The organism is Specibacter sp. NPDC057265, assembly GCF_042668835.1.
Taxonomy (GTDB): Bacteria; Actinomycetota; Actinomycetes; order Actinomycetales; family Micrococcaceae; genus Specibacter.
Genome location: NZ_JBHUYE010000003.1, coordinates 190,340 through 206,613, shown reverse-complemented (window position 1 = coordinate 206,613; position 16,274 = coordinate 190,340). Strand labels below are relative to the sequence as shown.

General features: G+C 63.7%; 13 protein-coding genes. 4 read left to right on the top strand and 9 right to left on the bottom strand.

Going from position 1 to position 16,274, the window contains the following annotated elements; translation table 11 throughout:
• Positions 1 to 61: 61 nt before the first annotated feature.
• On the bottom strand, positions 62 to 760 hold the full coding sequence (locus tag ACFUCV_RS04115; RefSeq protein ID WP_380812303.1) for a DNA alkylation repair protein: 699 nt from the start codon (positions 758 to 760) through the stop codon (positions 62 to 64).
• Between the two features lie 79 nt (positions 761 to 839).
• On the opposite strand from ACFUCV_RS04115, the gene ACFUCV_RS04110 reads away from it, so the two are divergent.
• Positions 840 to 1,937, top strand: a complete 1,098-nt coding sequence (locus tag ACFUCV_RS04110; RefSeq protein ID WP_380812301.1) for a Gfo/Idh/MocA family protein — start codon at positions 840 to 842, stop codon at positions 1,935 to 1,937.
• Positions 1,938 to 2,006: 69 nt separating this feature from the next.
• On the opposite strand, the gene ACFUCV_RS04105 is transcribed toward ACFUCV_RS04110, so the two are convergent.
• From ACFUCV_RS04105 to ACFUCV_RS04075, 7 genes are all read right to left on the bottom strand, one after another.
• Complete coding sequence (locus tag ACFUCV_RS04105) at positions 2,007 to 2,714, bottom strand: ABC transporter ATP-binding protein (RefSeq protein WP_380812369.1); 708 nt, start codon at positions 2,712 to 2,714, stop codon at positions 2,007 to 2,009.
• Positions 2,707 to 3,540, bottom strand: coding sequence for an ABC transporter ATP-binding protein (locus tag ACFUCV_RS04100; RefSeq protein WP_380812367.1), 834 nt, complete (start codon positions 3,538 to 3,540; stop codon positions 2,707 to 2,709). The genes ACFUCV_RS04105 and ACFUCV_RS04100 overlap by 8 nt, the downstream gene beginning before the upstream one ends.
• A 101-nt stretch (positions 3,541 to 3,641) precedes the next feature.
• Positions 3,642 to 4,847, bottom strand: coding sequence for a branched-chain amino acid ABC transporter permease (locus tag ACFUCV_RS04095; RefSeq protein ID WP_380812299.1), 1,206 nt, complete (start codon positions 4,845 to 4,847; stop codon positions 3,642 to 3,644).
• Complete coding sequence (locus ACFUCV_RS04090) at positions 4,844 to 5,851, bottom strand: branched-chain amino acid ABC transporter permease (RefSeq protein WP_380812297.1); 1,008 nt, start codon at positions 5,849 to 5,851, stop codon at positions 4,844 to 4,846. The genes ACFUCV_RS04095 and ACFUCV_RS04090 overlap by 4 nt, the downstream gene beginning before the upstream one ends.
• A gap of 136 nt (positions 5,852 to 5,987) precedes the next feature.
• Positions 5,988 to 7,226, bottom strand: a complete 1,239-nt coding sequence (locus tag ACFUCV_RS04085) for a branched-chain amino acid ABC transporter substrate-binding protein (protein ID WP_380812295.1) — start codon at positions 7,224 to 7,226, stop codon at positions 5,988 to 5,990.
• A 139-nt stretch (positions 7,227 to 7,365) separates the two neighbouring features.
• Entirely contained in the window at positions 7,366 to 8,802 is a 1,437-nt protein-coding gene (locus ACFUCV_RS04080) for an MFS transporter (RefSeq protein WP_380812293.1), read from the bottom strand.
• 99 nt (positions 8,803 to 8,901) lie between these two features.
• A complete protein-coding gene (locus ACFUCV_RS04075) occupies positions 8,902 to 11,121 on the bottom strand; it encodes an NADP-dependent isocitrate dehydrogenase (RefSeq protein WP_380812291.1) in 2,220 nt (739 codons plus the stop codon).
• Between the two features lie 182 nt (positions 11,122 to 11,303).
• Between ACFUCV_RS04075 and ACFUCV_RS04070 the strand changes: the two genes are divergently transcribed.
• On the top strand, positions 11,304 to 11,807 hold the full coding sequence (locus ACFUCV_RS04070; protein WP_380812289.1) for a ferritin: 504 nt from the start codon (positions 11,304 to 11,306) through the stop codon (positions 11,805 to 11,807).
• A 110-nt stretch (positions 11,808 to 11,917) separates the two neighbouring features.
• Here ACFUCV_RS04070 and purH read toward each other — a convergent pair whose 3' ends face one another.
• Positions 11,918 to 13,585 carry a bifunctional phosphoribosylaminoimidazolecarboxamide formyltransferase/IMP cyclohydrolase gene (purH, locus tag ACFUCV_RS04065; protein WP_380812287.1) on the bottom strand — a complete coding sequence of 556 codons (1,668 nt, stop codon included), beginning with the start codon at positions 13,583 to 13,585 and terminating at the stop codon, positions 11,918 to 11,920.
• A gap of 118 nt (positions 13,586 to 13,703) precedes the next feature.
• On the opposite strand from purH, the gene ACFUCV_RS04060 reads away from it, so the two are divergent.
• Both ACFUCV_RS04060 and murQ read left to right on the top strand, forming a co-directional pair.
• A complete protein-coding gene (locus ACFUCV_RS04060; protein WP_380812285.1) occupies positions 13,704 to 15,254 on the top strand; it encodes a glycoside hydrolase family 3 protein in 1,551 nt (516 codons plus the stop codon).
• A gap of 47 nt (positions 15,255 to 15,301) precedes the next feature.
• Positions 15,302 to 16,240, top strand: coding sequence for an N-acetylmuramic acid 6-phosphate etherase (gene murQ / locus ACFUCV_RS04055; RefSeq protein WP_380812283.1), 939 nt, complete (start codon positions 15,302 to 15,304; stop codon positions 16,238 to 16,240).
• Positions 16,241 to 16,274 lie beyond the last annotated feature (34 nt).

The following is a 16,274-nucleotide window of genomic DNA, read 5'->3' as shown; positions in this document are numbered from 1 at the left end:
GTTGTGGAACGGCCCCGGATGCGCAGGCTTTTCGCTGCCCTCGCCCCACTGCGGGGCCAGCTCAGCCCGCTTCCCTGCGCCGGAGTATTTCCTTGATCCACAGCGGCGCGTAGGGCGAGGTGCAGTTGGGCGGGGTGGGGTGGTCCTTGAGCACTCCCAGGCGCGCGCCAATGTCCAGCGCCTGGGCACGGTGTTCGGGAAGTTCAATGCCAATCTGCGCCAGACAATGGTTCATGGCCCATTGCAGCCGCTGCGGCGCAGTGGCCATGTGCTCCGCAATCTCCGCCAGCAAGTGGTCCACGTCCAGGCCATCAGGGCTTTTCACCACCCGTTCGCTGGTCAGCGCCCAACCGGAGGCGGCCACCACGGGGTCCGGGTCCGCCAGCCACGCCGGACGCAGCACCTGCGCATGGGGGCTTTTCTTCACCACGTAGTTCACCAGCCAGTCATTGACCTTGGGAACCGGCCCCTGGCGCACCATGGCGTCCAATTCGCCGGCAGTGAAGGCCTTGGGCCGGGAAATGAGCACTGACAGCAGCCGCGCGGCGGTGTCGCCCGTGGCCCACAGTTCCCTTGCCAGCGCCGGCTGCGGTTTCACCCGCTTGGCAATGGCGCGCAGCTGGCCCAGGTTCACGCCGTGGTCATCGCCGTGGCGTTCATTGACGGCCCTGACCTGGGGATCCTCCAATGCCGCCAGCTCGGACAAAAGCCCCTGAACCGTCGCGGTTCCGGCCGTTGCTGCGTTGGACTGCGCTGCCATGTCAACTCCCTGTTGTCACATTCAGTCTCCAGCCTAGTCCTGCCGGGCCGGCGGATGGCTTTGCTGGCAGACTGTTTTCATGACAATTCCTCGCTTTGTGGGCCGCCCAGACTGGTACTCCACGTTCAACCCGGAAACCCTCGCCGCCACCGGCACCCCCCTGCGCTGGGGGGTGGTGGCCACCGGCGGCATCGCCCACACGGTGACAGGCGACCTTGCCCTGCTCGAAGACGCCGTGCTGCAGGCTGTCAGTTCCCGCACGGAGAACAACGCGGCGGCCTTTGCCGAAGAGTTTGGCTTCGCCACACATTATTACGACGGCGGCGCGGATGGTTCCGCACCCGCCGGGCACCTGCAGCTGGTGGCCGATCCGGCCGTGGACGTGGTGTACATTGCCACCCCGCACGCCCAGCACTACGACATTGCCCGCGCCGCCCTGGAAGCAGGCAAACATGTTCTGTGCGAGAAGGCCCTGACCATCACGGCCGCGGAGGCCCGCGCGCTGATTGCACTGGCCCGCACCAGGAAACTGTTCCTGATGGAAGCTGTGTGGGCCAGGTTTGTGCCAGGTTTCCAGCGGGCCATGGAAATCATTGCGTCAGGTGAAATTGGTGAGGTGAAGTGGGTGCGGGCCGATCTGGGCTTCCCGGCACCCGCAGACCCCTCGGCACGCATTTGGGCCCCGGCCGACGGCGGCGGGGCCCTGTTGGACATCAGCGTCTATCCCCTGCTGTGGGCCTGGGCCACCCTGGGCAAGCCGGACTCGGTGGTGGCCAGCGGTGAAATCACGGAGCAGGGCGTGGATGCGCAAAACTCCCTGAGCCTGCAGTACAGCAATGGTGCCCAGGCCCAGCTCATGAGCTACCTGGGCGCCCAGGGCCCGCGCACCGCGGCGGTTGCCGGATCCCGCGGCTTTGTGGAAACCGTGGGCTCGGTGAATAATCCCAAGGGCCTGCGCATTGGCGTGGGCGGGGACAGCGAGCGCACCGAGTGGTTCGAGCATCCGGGGCGCGGATACACCTACCAGTTGCGTGAGGTGACCCGCTGCATCCAGGCGGGCCGGACCGAAAGCACCACCATGCCCCTAGATGACAGCCTGGCCATCATGGAACTCTTTGACCAGGCCCGCCGGCAAATGGGTGTCAGCTACTGGAATGATTCCCGCACCGACCTCTGATGCCCACAGCCGCACCGGAGCGGCAGGCGGCTCCACGGGACATCCCGTGGAGCCGCGGGTGCAAGGCGGTCAACCCACGCCCAGGTAGGCTTCCTTAATGGCCGGGTTGGCCAGCAGTTCCTTGCCGGTGCCGCTGTGCGTGATGGCTCCGGTTTCCAGCACGAAGGCCCGATGCGCCCGCGCCAGCGCCTGGTTGGCATTTTGTTCCACCAGCAGCACGGTGGTGCCCTGGGTGTTGATCTCGGTGATGATTTTAAAAATCTGCCGGATGAACTGCGGGGCCAGGCCCATGGATGGCTCGTCCAGCAGCAGCAGCTTCGGCCGGGACATCAGTGCCCGGCCAATGGCCAGCATTTGCTGCTCCCCGCCGCTCATGGTGCCGCCCAGCTGCCGTTCCCGTTCCTTCAGGCGCGGGAACAGGGTAAACACGCGTTCCAGGTCCTCGCCCACACCGTTGCGGTCCTTGCGCCCAAAGGTGCCCATGTCCAGGTTTTCCAGCACCGTCATGGCCGGGAAAATCCCACGGCCCTCAGGGGCTTGGGAAATGCCCTGCACCACCCGGATGTGCGCCTTCATTTTGGTGATGTCCGAGCCCATGAACTTGATGGAGCCGGTGGAGGGTGCCAGGAGCCCGGAGATGGTGCGCATGGTGGTGGTCTTGCCCGCACCGTTGGCCCCAATGAGGGAGACAATCTCCCCCTCCTGGACGGTGAACGACATGTTGTGGATGGCTTGGATGCGTCCGTAGTGGACGGATACGTCCGTCAGCTCAAGCAAAGTCATCTTCAGGTTCCCCTAGGTAGGCGGAAATGACCCTGGGGTCTTCCCGAATGATGTGCGGGAGGGCGTCGGCGATTTTTTTGCCGAATTCCAGCACCACGATCCTGTCGGTCACCCCCATGACCAGTTTCATGTCGTGCTCAATGAGCAACACCGTGTAGCCGTCGTCGCGGATGCTGCGGATGAGCGCCATGAGCTCTTCCTTTTCAGCCGGGTTGAAGCCGGCGGCCGGTTCATCCAGGCAGAGCAGTTTGGGGTCGGTGGCCAGGGCCCGGGCAATTTCCAGGCGCCGTTGGCTGCCATAGGACAGGTTGCGGGCCAGGGAGCCTGCATGCTGGCCAATGCCCACAAATTCCAGCAGGGCCATGCCCCTGTCAATGGCTGTTTTTTCCTCCCGGATGTGCCGGGGCAGGCGCAGCAGCGCCCCACCCACGGAGGTGCGGTGCCGGGCATCCAAACCCACCACCACGTTTTCCAGGGCGGTCATTTCACCAAAAAGCCTGATGTTTTGGAACGTTCTGGCCAGACCGGCGCGGGTGATCTTGTGCCGTTTCACCCCGTTCAAGACCATGCCCTCCAGCAGCACCTTTCCGCTGGTGGGCCTGTAGACACCTGTCATGGCGTTGAAGCAGGTGGTTTTTCCGGCCCCGTTGGGCCCAATGAGGCCCAGGATTTCACCACGCTTAATGGTGAAGCTGACGTCATCCAAAGCCACCAGGCCACCAAATTTCACCGTGAGGTTCTTAACCTCCACCAGGTCATCCCCCACCGCCACGTCAATTTCACGTTCCGGGGCGGCCGCTTCCGCCACCGCCTCCTCCACGTCCAGGGCTTCAATGGTTTCAATGGGTGCCTTGTGCGCTTCTGCCGCCGCCTCATGGCGTCCGGCACCCTCCGGCACGTCCTTCTCATGTGCACCCAAGGTCAAGCCTCCTTTTCAATGCTGGCGACGGACGTTTTGCTCTTTGCTCCCCGCACCCGGGCGTAGGCCTGTTGCCCGTACGCCAAAAGCCGCTGCCTGGCAGGAAGCAGGCCCTTGGAGCGGTAGATCATGATCAGCATCAACGCCAGGCCAAAGATCAAATACTTGTACTCGGCAATGGCCGTGAACCGCAGGGGAATGTAGGCCACGAGCGCGCCGCCAAAGACGGCCCCCACCTTGTTGCCCACCCCGCCCAGGACCACGGCGGCGACGAAGAGGATGGAGGTCACGACGTCGAACTTCTGGTTGTTCACGAACCCCACCTGTCCGGCGAACAAGGCCCCGGACATGCCGCCGACGCCGGCGCCCAGGGCAAAGGCCCAGACCTTGTATTTGAAGGTCGGCACGCCCATGGTCTCGGCGGCGTCCTCATCCTCGCGGATGGCGATCCAGGACCGTCCCACGCGGCTGCGCTCCAAATTTCCGGCCAGGAACAACACGATGATCAGGATTGTCAGCGTCAGCCAGTACCAGGGCGTGCCATTGGAGTTGGCGAACAAGGGGATCCCGTCGGCCCCCTCCCCCGGCGGCCGGCCCACGTTTTGAAATCCCACCTGGCCCTTCATGGCCGGCACCAGGGTGGCCAAAATACGAATGATCTCACCAAAGCCAAGCGTCACAATGGCCAGGTAGTCTCCGCGCAGACGCAGGCTCGGCACGCCCAGGACCACCCCCACACACATGGCCACCACTATGGCCAGGGGGATTGTCCACAGGTAGGGGATCTTCACAAAAGGCGAGTCGGGACTGGTCAGCATGGCCGCGGTGTAGGAACCGACGGCGAAGAAGGCAATGTATCCCAAATCCAACAGGCCGGCATAGCCAATGACAATGTTCAGCCCCACCGCCACCAGGGCGTAGACGGCCATCGAGAACAGTGCCAGGGGAAAGTCGTTGCCGGGTTCGGTGGAGAGGATGGGCGGGTTGAGCACGGGAAGCGCATACGCCACCAGCACAATGACAATGAGGTACAGCCACTGTTTTTGGCGCGGCATGGCCTGCCATTTTTCGCCCCAACGGCCAAAGGGACCTTTTTTGCCGCGCGCGTCGGCGCTGGCGCCCACCACGTCCCGGCGGCTTTGGCGGTTGGCTTTCACCTGGCTGGCGGCTGCCCCCGGCAGGGGTGTGGGTCCGTCGGTGGTGCTCATGCCTTGCTCCTTCCCAGCGAGGTGCCCAGGATGCCTTCGGGGCGCAGCAGCAGCACCAGCACGAGCACCACGAAGGCCACCACGTCCGTCCACTGCGAACTGCCCAGCAATATCTGGCCGTAATTTCCAATCAAGCCCAGCAGCAGGCCGCCCAGGAGGGCTCCCCTGACATTGCCAATGCCGCCCAGCACGGCTGCGGCGAAGGCCTTGATGCCCAAAATGAAGCCGCCGTTGTACTGCACCCCGGAGGGAATCTTCATGACGTAGAACAATGCCGCCGCCCCTGCCAGCACACCGCCAATGATGAAGGTGGTGACAATGATTTTTTCCTTGTTCACACCCATCAAGGTGGCTGTGTCAGGGTCCTGGGCCACGGCCCGGATGCCGCGTCCGGTGCGGGAGCGGCGGATGAACTGGTCCACAAAAACCATCATGATCACAGCTGCCACCACAATGATGATCTGCTGGGAGTCGATGATGGTTCCGAAGACCTCAAAGACGGGGGTGGGGATGAACATGGTCAGCGCCGGCTCCGGCAGCGGGCCGCGCCAGAGAAAGATCAAGTATTGAATGACGAAGGAGGCGCCAATGGCTGTAATCAAGTACACCAGGCGCGGGGCGTTGCGCCTGCGCAACGGCCTGTAGGCCAAACGTTCAACCAAAAGGGCCGTGATGGCCGAGGCAATGATGGCCGCCATAAGGGCCAGCACTATGTTCACCAGTATTTGGCCAAAGTTGAGGTTGGGGGCCGAGGGGCCAAAGCCGAGGAAGCTCAGAGTGAAAAAGACCGCATAGCAGCCCATGATGAAAACTTCCGAGTGGGCAAAGTTGATCAAGTTCAACACCCCGTAGACCAGGGTGTAGCCCAGTGCCACGAGCGCGTAGATGGCTCCGAAGGTCAGCCCGTCAAAGGTGGCACTCCAAAAGTTTTCCGTCAGGGCGTTGACATCAAAATTAATCCAGTCACTGTCGGCGGGAACAGCTGTAAGAACTGTTGAGAGCATGGGTGGGATCCAGTTCCAGCCAGCCCGGCACCGAAAGCGCTGCAGGGCTGCCTCGTAGGGCGGATGTGGGTGCAATCACGGCAATGCTGTGGAGCGTGCGTGCTTAGGCACGCTCCACAGCACTTGCGTGGTGGAACTACTCGCCGATGGCGCCGATCGGCACGATCTTTCCGTCCTGGACGCGGTAACCGTAGACGGTGGGTGCCTGCAGTTCGCCCTTGTCATCCCACTTGTAGAACTTGCTCAGCCCTGAGGCCTCGTAGTTGTTCACCCAATCCAACAGGGTGGGCCGGTCCTGGTTGCCCGCGTCGATTCCGGCCAACAGGATCGTGGCGGCGTCGTAACCTTCAATGGAGTACGTGCCGGGATCGGCACTGGTCAATTCCTTGTAGGCCTCGGCAAAGTCCGGGATCAACTCGCCCGGGATGCAGGGGCAGGTGAAGAAGGCATTGTTGGAGGCGTCTCCGGCCTGCTTGATGAACTGGTCATCCTTGACGCCGTCAGGACCCACAAAGGCACCCTTGAAGCCCTTGGCCACCAGCTGCTGGTTAAAGGGTGCACCTTCAGCGAAGTAGCCGGAGTAGAAGACCGCATCGGCGTCGGAGTTGATGATCTTGGAAATGGTGGCGGAGAAATCCTTTTGCCCCGTGGTCACCTTGTCCGAGCCCACCAGCTTGTCGCCCAGGCCTTCGGTGGTGGTGGCGCCCAGGCCGATGCCGTAATCGGAGTCGTCCTGAACCAGGTAGACCTTTTCGGCGCCCATGGTTTCAGTCATGAACTGTGCGGCGGCCGGGCCCTGCACCGCGTCATTGCCCAGCCCCCGGAAGAAGGTGGTCCAGCCATTGGTGGTCAACCCGGGGTTCGTCGCAGCCGGGGTGATGTGCACCAGCTTCACCTGTTCAAAAATGTTGCCGGTGGCCTTGGATTCGCCGGAGAACGGCAGCCCCACCACGCCCACGATGTTTTCTTCCTTGGTGGCCTGCGTGACCGGGCCGGTGGCCTTGGTGGGATCGCCTTCCGTGTCGAACTTCTTGAAGGCGACCTGGCAGCCGGGGTTGGCCTTGTTGTGCTGGTCGATGGCGAGCTGGATGCCATTGAAAATATTGATGCCCAGCTGCGCATTGGCTCCGGTTTCAGCGCCAATGTAGCCCAAGGTGGTGCTTGAGGGGCAGACAGCCTCTCCGTCCCCTGCCGGCAGCACCGCGTCTGCGGGGGTTTCAATGGAGGTCAGGACCGGGATGTCAAGATTCAAATTTGAACCTTCACTGCCGGCGCTGGTGGAACCCGGAGCTGGTTCTTGATTTGCACAGGAGGTCAACAACAGTGTCACGGTCGCGGCCGTGGCAAACGCTGTCATTACTTTTTTGCGATTCATTAAAACGCCTTCCCTAGTAAGCATCCCTGTCCACGAACTTCTTTGTCCGCTGGGACATTCGGCCTCACGTCAACTGACCCTACTCTTGAGTATGTGACTTAGGACACATGTGTCCATAAAGATCTGGTAACGGATGCGCTCAGGGTGTTGTTGGCGAAAGTTCCTGCCGCGCCGCGTCGTCGTAGGCCCGGGACAGCAGCCGGTAGTGGCGGGTGCCCATGGCCGCGACGGCAATGAGGACGGTGGCAACACCGGAAATGAGGAACACCAGGGCCATGCCGCGGGCCTCCCCGGGTCCCAAAAGCCAGCCCCAGGCGTCTTGGCCTGAGGGCGTTTCCATGTAGGGAATGAGCCAAAACTGCGCCAGCGGGGCAATGGCGAAGGCTGTGACGGGGGTGGCGGCAGCCTCCACCGTCATCGCCAGCCCAAAGACCCGGCCCTGGGTTTTGGCCGGCACCACCTGTTGAATGATGGTCTGTTCCGCCGCCTCCACCGCCGGCATGAGTATCATGAACAGCCAGATTCCAAGCGCGTAGAGCCACCACCATTCGCGCAGCGTGAACAGGGCACCCAACACGCCCGTGCAGGCCACCAGCAGGAGCATGGTGCGCAGCGGGCGCCTGCCCAGGCCAAACTTTGCCACCAGGGCGCCGCCAATGATGAATCCGGTGGCTGTGACACCCAGCACCACACCCCACATTTCCACCGAGAACAAGGTCAACCCGTAGGGATCCATGAGCGCCATGTACACGCCACCGGTGAGATTGTTAAAGGTGGTGAAAATTATGAGGGCTGCCAGGCCCTGTGTGGCACGGACCGCGGCGATTCCCTGGCGCAGTTCGCCCACAGTGGTGCTTTCCGCCCCACGGACCACCACGGGTTCCGGGATGTCGATGGTGAGCAGATGCACCAGCATCACCGCCGTTGCCAGCAGGGCCATGAGCAGCGTGCCGGCCATGCCCACCAGCCCAATGGCCAGGCCGCTGAACACGCTGGTGACCAGAAACGCCAAACCCTGCACGGAACCCACCAGGCCGTTGGCCTTGGCCCGGCCCTCGGCAGGCACCAGCAAGGTCACGGTGGTGGACAGGGCAATGTTGCGCAGCTGCTCTACGACGGCACCGAGGAGGATCACCACGGAAAAAACCCAAAACCAGGGCCGGGTCAAATCCAGTAAAAGCGGTGTGGGCAGCACGGCGAACATGACCATGGCCAGGGCGAAGAACGCCAAGGTGGCCACGGCTGAAACCACCATGACGGCGTGCTTTTTATACCTGTCGACCAACACCCCAAAAAACAGCCCAAAAACCGACACCAGCAGCATGTAGGCGCCGCCCACCAGCCCGGTGGCCAGCACCGATTTGGTCTCCAGGTAAACCCAGAAGGTCAGGGCAAACCAGAGGAAGCTGGTGATCACATTGGCCGCTGCCGTATTGATGAGCACGTGCAGGAAGGCGCCACGGTTCCGATCCCTGCCGGGCAGGAAGGCAGGGTGGTGGCCATCCCCGGGCGTGGACGCCACGCCGGCCGGGTTTACGGCATCCAGTGGCGCTGCGGGGACCTCTTCCTGCGGCATGGTCCAAGCCTAGAACTCCAGCTACGCCGCGCACACCCCTGCAGCGGAAAAACCCGCCTCCTGTGGAAGCGGGGTTTTTCGGCTGCAGGGGTGTGGTCCTTAGCCCAGCGTGGCAAGTGCCTTGTTCAGCAGTGCCGAGGGGCGCATGATGGCTGCAACCTTCGCAGCATCCGGACGGTAGTAGCCGCCCAAGTCCACGGGCGAGCCCTGAACGTTGGCCAGTTCGGCAATGATGGCGTCTTCATTTTCGGTCAAGTCCGTGGCGACGGCGGCGAAGGCCGCCGCCAGCTCGGCGTCGGCCGTTTGGGCTGCCAGTTCCTGAGCCCAGAACTTGGCCAGGTGGAAGTGGCTGCCGCGGTTGTCAATCTCGCCCACGCGGCGCTTCGGGGACTTGTCCTCCAGCAGGAAGGTGCCTGTGGCACGGTCCAGGGTGTCGGCCAGGATCTGCGCGCGGGCGTTGCCCTTGGTCACCGCCAGGTGCTCAAAGCTCACTGCCAGGGCCAGGAACTCGCCGAGTGAATCCCAGCGCAGGTGGTTTTCCTTGACCAGCTGCTGCACATGCTTGGGAGCGGAGCCGCCGGCACCGGTCTCAAAGAGCCCACCGCCTGCAATCAACGGCACCACGGAGAGCATCTTGGCGCTGGTGCCCAGTTCCAGGATCGGGAACAGGTCCGTCAGGTAGTCACGGAGCACATTGCCGGTGACGGAGATGGTGTCTTCGCCGCGGCGGATGCGTTCCAGGGTGAACTTGGTGGCCTCGATCGGGGACAAAATGCGGATGTCCAGGCCCTCGGTGTCGTGTTCGCGCAGGTATTCCGTGACCTTCCCAATGAGGTTGGCGTCGTGCGCGCGGCTCTCGTCCAGCCAGAACACGGCCGGGGTTGCGGAGGCGCGGGCGCGGGTGACGGCCAGCTTGACCCAGTCGCGGACGGGAATGTCCTTGACCTGGCAGGCACGCCAAATGTCCCCGGGCTCCACAGCGTGTTCAATGAGGACCACGCCGGCGGAGTTGACGATCTGCACGGTGCCAGCTTCAGCAAGTTCGAAGGTCTTGTCGTGGCTGCCGTATTCCTCCGCCGCTTGGGCCATGAGCCCCACATTGGGAACTGTGCCCATGGTGGTGGGGTCGAAGGCGCCGTTGGCGCGGCAGTCGTCAATGGTCGCCTGGTAAATGCCGGCGTAGCTGCTGTCCGGCAGAACAGCCAAGGTGTCGGCCTCGGCGCCGTCCGGGCCCCACATGTGGCCGGAGGTGCGGATCATCGCGGGCATGGAAGCATCCACAATCACGTCCGAGGGCACGTGGAGGTTGGTGATGCCCTTGTCCGAATCCACCATGGCCAAGGCTGGGCCGTTGTCGTAACCGCTCTTAATGGCAGCCTCCACCCCGGCACGCACGTCCCCGGGCAGCTCGGAAAGGCCGTTGAGGATGGACGCCAGGCCGTTGGCCGGGCTCAGTCCGGCAGCTTCCAGGGCCTGTCCGTAGTTGGCGAACAGCTCCGGGAAGTAGGCCTTGACCACGTGGCCGAAGATGATGGGGTCGGAAACCTTCATCATGGTGGCCTTCAAGTGGGCCGAGAGGAGCACGCCCTCTTCCTTGGCGCGGGCCACCTGGGCTGCCAGGAATTCATCCAGGGCCGCGGCGCGCATCACCGTGCCGTCGACGATTTCATTGGCCAAAACGGCGATGTTGGACTTCAGTGTCGTTTCGGTGCCGTCCAGGGCAACGAACACAATGGCGAGCCTGTCGTCGTCGTCAATGATGACGCTTTTTTCATTGTGGCGGAAGTCGCCGCTTTCCATGGTGGCCACGTTCGTTTTGGAGTCGGCGCTCCAGGGGCCCATGCTGTGCGGGTTGGCCTTGGCGTAGTTCTTCACCGAGGCGGGTGCGCGGCGGTCCGAGTTGCCTTCACGCAATACCGGGTTCACGGCACTGCCCTTGATCTTGTCGTAGCGGGCGCGGATGTCCTTTTCCTCGTCGGAGGAGGGGTCGTCCGGGTAGCCGGGGAGGGCGTATCCCTGGCTTTGCAGTTCGGCAATGGCAGCTTTGAGCTGCGGGATGGAGGCACTGATGTTGGGGAGTTTGATGATGTTCGCATCCGGGCTCTTGGCCAGGGCGCCGAGTTCGGCCAGGGAGTCGGCAACGCGCTGTTCTTCGCCGAGGTGATCGTTGAACGCTGCAATGATGCGCCCTGACAGTGAGATGTCGCGGGTTTCCACATCCACCCCGGCGGTGGAGGCAAAGGCCTCAACAATCGGTAGGAGTGAGTACGTGGCCAGCATTGGCGCTTCGTCGGTGAGGGTGTAAATGATTTTCGCCATGGGTGTTGTCTCTCCTGCTGAAATTCAATGGATTACTAAGAATCTGGTGACATTTCTTTCCCTTCTAACTTACCCGAGCCAGCGCCTTTGCCCGCCATTGTGTGCAACCGGGCCCTGTGGGCGAAGTGAGATTAGCCTTACTTACGGTGCGTTGGCGCAGTTTTACTCCTACCGTGGGGGTTATGGAACTCAAAGGAATGCTTGCAGAAGCCATTAACACCCAAATCACGTTGGAAATTCAGGCCTCGGTGGTTTACCGCCAGTTGTCCATTGAAATGGCGGTGCGGGACCTGCCGGGGATTTCCGGCTGGTTCCTGGCCCAGTCGGCCGAGGAGCTCGAGCACGCCCAAAAATTCACCGACCACATGACCGACAGGAACGCCACCCCGAAGATTGGCATGATCACAGCCCCCAATGTTGCCATCAACTCGGTGCTGGAGGCTTTCGAGGCGTCCCTTGCGCACGAACAAAAAGTCTCTGAATCAATCCGCAACCTCTACCGTCTGGCGCAGCAGGAAGGGGACATTGACTCCATTCCGCTGCTGAACTGGTTCGTTGAGGAACAGCTCGAAGAAGAAGCCACGGTGGGCGAAATCATTGGCCGCGTGCGTTTGATCGGCAATGACGGCAACGGCCTGCTGCGTCTTGACGCGGAGCTCAGCGCCCGCAAGGAATCCGGCGAGTAGCCAACACCCCTTTTCCCCAGGCACTTAAAGCCAGCGCTCCCCCACCTTGAACCATCCGGTGAGGGAGCGTTGGCGTTTCACCCCGGCACAGGGTGCGGGGGCGTTGCCGCTTAGTGGAAGAAGTGGCGGGCACCCGTGAAGTACATGGTGATGCCGGCGGCATTGGCTGCTGCAATGACTTCCTCGTCACGGACGGAACCACCGGGTTGGACCACTGCACGCACACCGGCGTCGAGCAGGATCTGCAGGCCGTCGGCGAAGGGGAAGAACGCATCCGAGGATGCCACGGCGCCGATGGAGCGCTGCTTTGAAACACCCGGGGCGCCGGAGGCACCACCGGCGGCGTCCACATCCGATTCCACGGTGACGCCCAGCGAATTGGCGCGTTCCACGGCCAGCCTGCATGAATCCACCCGGTTGACCTGGCCCATGCCGATCCCCACCGCGGCGCCGTTGTTGGCGAGCAGGATGGCGTTGGACTTGGCGGCGCGGACAGCTGTCCAGGCGAACTTCAAGTCCGCCAGGGTTTCCGGATCGGCGGCGGCACCGGCGGCCAGGGTCCAGTTCTCGGGGTTGTCACCCTCGGCGTCGACCTTGTCGCTCATCTGCACCAGCATGCCGCCGGAGACCTGCCGGACCTCCGCCGGGTACCGGCCGTAGCCTTCGGGCAGGGCGAGCAGGCGGATGTTCTTCTTCGCCGAGAGGATCTCCACGGCTTCGGGCTCAAAGTCCGGGGCAATGACAACCTCGGTGAAGATGCCGGCCACGGTGCGGGCCATGGCCGCCGTGACGGTGCGGTTGGCGGCAATGACGCCGCCAAAGGCGGAGAGCGGATCGCAGGCATGCGCCTTGGCGTGGGCGTCGGCAATGGGGTCAGCCGCGTCCGGGGAGGCCACGGCCACACCGCAGGGGTTGGCGTGCTTGATGATGGCCACGGCGGGGGCGTCAAAGTCGAACGCGGCCCGCAGAGCCGCGTCGGCGTCCACGAAGTTGTTGTAGCTCATGGCCTTGCCGTGGAGCTGGTCAGCCTGGGCAATGCCCGACGGCGCGCCCTGGTCCACGTACAGCGCCGCCTGCTGGTGGGGGTTCTCTCCGTACCGCAGCACCTCGGAGCGTTCCAGGGAGTACCCGGCGTAGGCGGGCCAGTCAATGACGCCGTCACCGTCTTCATCCAGGAACTGCGCGGCGGTCCACGCGGCCACGGCATTGTCATACGCCGCAGTGTGGGCGAAGGCCGATGCCGCCAGGCGCTGGCGTGCGGCCAGGGTGAAACCGCCCTCCTGGGCTGCCGCAATGACGGCGCCATAGCGTGCAGGGTCAACCACCACGGCCACGGAGGGGTGGTTCTTGGCCGCGGCGCGGACCATGGAGGGACCGCCAATGTCGATTTGCTCCACCACGGCGTCCTGGCCGGCACCGGAGTTGACGGTGTCCACGAAGGGGTACAGGTTCACCACCACCAGATCAAACGGTTCCACATGCATTTCCTCGAGCTGGTGCACGTGGTCGGGCAGGCGGCGGTCGGCCAGGATGCCGGCGTGGATCAAGGGGTGCAGGGTCTTGACGCGGCCGTCCAGGCATTCACGGAAGCCTGTCACCTCCGACACCTCCGTCACCGGGACTCCGGCGGCGGCAATCTTTGCTGCCGTGGAGCCGGTGGACACAATTGCAACACCGGCGGCGTGCAAGCCGGCGGCAAGCTCCTCCAAACCGGTTTTGTCGTAGACCGAGATGAGGGCACGGCGGATGGGAACACGGTTGGGGGAAACGCTGGTCACAGAAAAGCTCCAAAGGTGGCGTGATGGTGGCGACACATAAAGTTTAGGTCACTGCGGCAATGATTGCTGCCCGGCCCGCCTCCGCGGCTGCCGCGGGAAGCCCGGTAGGATTCCAAGCATGACTTCCAGTGAGCTGTACCACACTCCCCTGACGCCCCGGGAAGGTACCGGGAAAGCGGGCCAACTGCCGGCGGATCTGCCCCGGCTCATCAATTCGGTGATCCTGCCCGGCTTTGTGGGCACCACGGTGCCGCCGTGGCTGGAACGTGCCCTGCGCGAAGGCTTGGCCGGTGTGGTGTATTTCAGCCATAATCTGGTTCCTGATGTCCCCGGCCAGGCCGCGGCATTGTCGGCGGCCATCAAGGCGGCCAATCCCCGGGCCGTCATTGGGGTGGATGAAGAGGGCGGCAATGTCACGCGCCTGCAGGCCCGGGACGGCTCCACCATTCCCGGGGCCGCGGTGCTGGGGGCCTTGAATGAGCCGGCCACCACCGAGTCCGCCGGACGGGCCCTTGGGCAGCTGTGCCGTGACGCCGGCATCACCTTGACCATTGCCCCCGTGGCGGATGTCAATACCAACGTCGACAATCCCGTCATCGGGGTGCGCGCCTTTGGTTCCAGCACGGGGCTGGTGCAGGTGCACACGGCCGCAGCCGTCACAGGCATTCAACAGTTGCGGGTGGCTGCGTGCGCCAAGCATTTCCCCGGGCACGGGGACACCGTGGCCGATTCCCACATGGATGTGGCCCGCGTTGAACTGTCCTTGGCGGACATGGCCGAATTTCATTTACCGCCGTTCCAGTCAGCCGTGGATGCCGGCGTCATGGCCATGATGAGCGCCCACATCATCGTCCCGGAACTCGGTGGGCTCCCTGCCACATTGAACCCGGCCGCTGCCAAGTTGCTGCGCGGGATGGGTTTTGAGGGGGTGCTCATCACCGACGCCCTGGACATGGCCGCCGTGCGCGCCACCGTGGGCCCCGGTGAGGGCGCGGTGCTGGCCCTGCTGGCCGGCAATGACCTTCTCTGCGTGGGGAACCCCCTGAACGCGTACACCAGTGGCCAAAATGATGAGGCCTGCTACCTGGAAGTGTTCGACGCCGTCCACGCTGCGGTGCTCTCCGGCCGCCTCCCGGTGGATGTGCTGCGCAGCGCCGCCGGTCGGGTGCAGGCAATGGCCCGTTGGTCCGCCACTGCCTTGCCGCAGCCCTCAACGTCCCCGCAGAACGACGTCGATTGGCTCGGCGCCGCAGCGCGCGCCTGCCGCCTGGACGCATTGGGCGACGCTCCCGTGCTGACAGGAGCGGGAACCGTCACCTTGGTGGATGTGCGCACCGGTCACAATATGGCCGCAGGTGTCACCGGGAACTTCCTGGCGGAGGCCTTGTCCAATTATGCCGTGACGGTGCTCGAGGCAGCCCGGCTTTCCGCCGTGGAGCTGGAAGTGGCCCTCCTGCAGGCTGTAGGTGCTGTGCTGGTGCTCAGCGATTCCCTGACCTCGGCCGCACAGTTGGAGGCCTTGGAGCTGGTGTTTTCCACGGCCCCGCAGGCCGTGTGCATCAATGCCGGTCTGGCACCCCGGGAAGCCAGCAGCTTCCCGGCCGTGCATTGCCACGGTTTCAGCCAGGTCACGGCGCGGGCCGTGGCAGCGTTGCTGGAAGGCGCCTAAACGGCCCTGCCCCGTCCCGCCCGTTGACCTCTTTTGCAAGGAACCCCATGAACCACCCTGAAAACAACCCCGCCGAGGTGCTTCGCACCGAGATTGGCACACTCGTGACCGAGGCAGCCAATCCGAAGTATCCGGATCTTGCCGCCTTGTCCACCACCGAGCTGGTGGCCGGCATGAACAGTGAGGACGTTCTGGTTCCGGCGGCCATCGCCCGGGCGCAGGACACCATTGCCGGGATCATTGATGAAATTGCCGCCCGCATGGCCGGCGGTGGCCGCCTGATTTATGTGGGCGCCGGCACGCCGGGCCGCATGGGGATTTTGGATGCCAGCGAATGCCCGCCCACCTTTGGCACGGACCCAGCCCAGGTGGTGGGCATCATTGCCGGCGGCCAGGCTGCCGTAAAGCAGGCGGTGGAGAACGCCGAGGACAGCATGGTGGCGGGCGCGGCGGACATGGCCGCACTGGAACCCTCAGCCCGTGACAGTGTCATTGGGATGGCCGCCTCCGGGCGCACCCCCTACGTCATCGCCGCCGTTGAGGCTGCGCGTGCGGCCGGTGCCTACACGGTCGGTTTCGCCTGCAACAACAACTCCGCGCTGGGTGCAGCGGCGCAGACAGCCCTGGAAATCGAGGTGGGCCCGGAATTTTTGAGCGGTTCCACCCGCCTGAAGGCGGGCACCTGTCAAAAAATGGTGTTAAACATGATCAGCACCATCACCATGGTGCGGCTGGGCAAAAGCTACAAAAACATGATGGTGGATCTGCGCGCCACGAACGCGAAGCTGCATGCCCGCAGCGCCCGCACGCTCATGCAGCTCACAGGCTGCGACGCGCAGGCGGCCACCGCGGCATTGACGGCTGCGAACGGGCACCTCAAGACGGCGATCTTCAGCATCCTGACTGCCCTGCCCGCCGACGAATCAGCCCGGCTCCTGGCGCAGCACAAAGGTTTTCTGCCAGCGGCCCTGGCCGCCCACCAGTAAACATGCACGGACAGCCCGCGGTGTTACCCCCCGT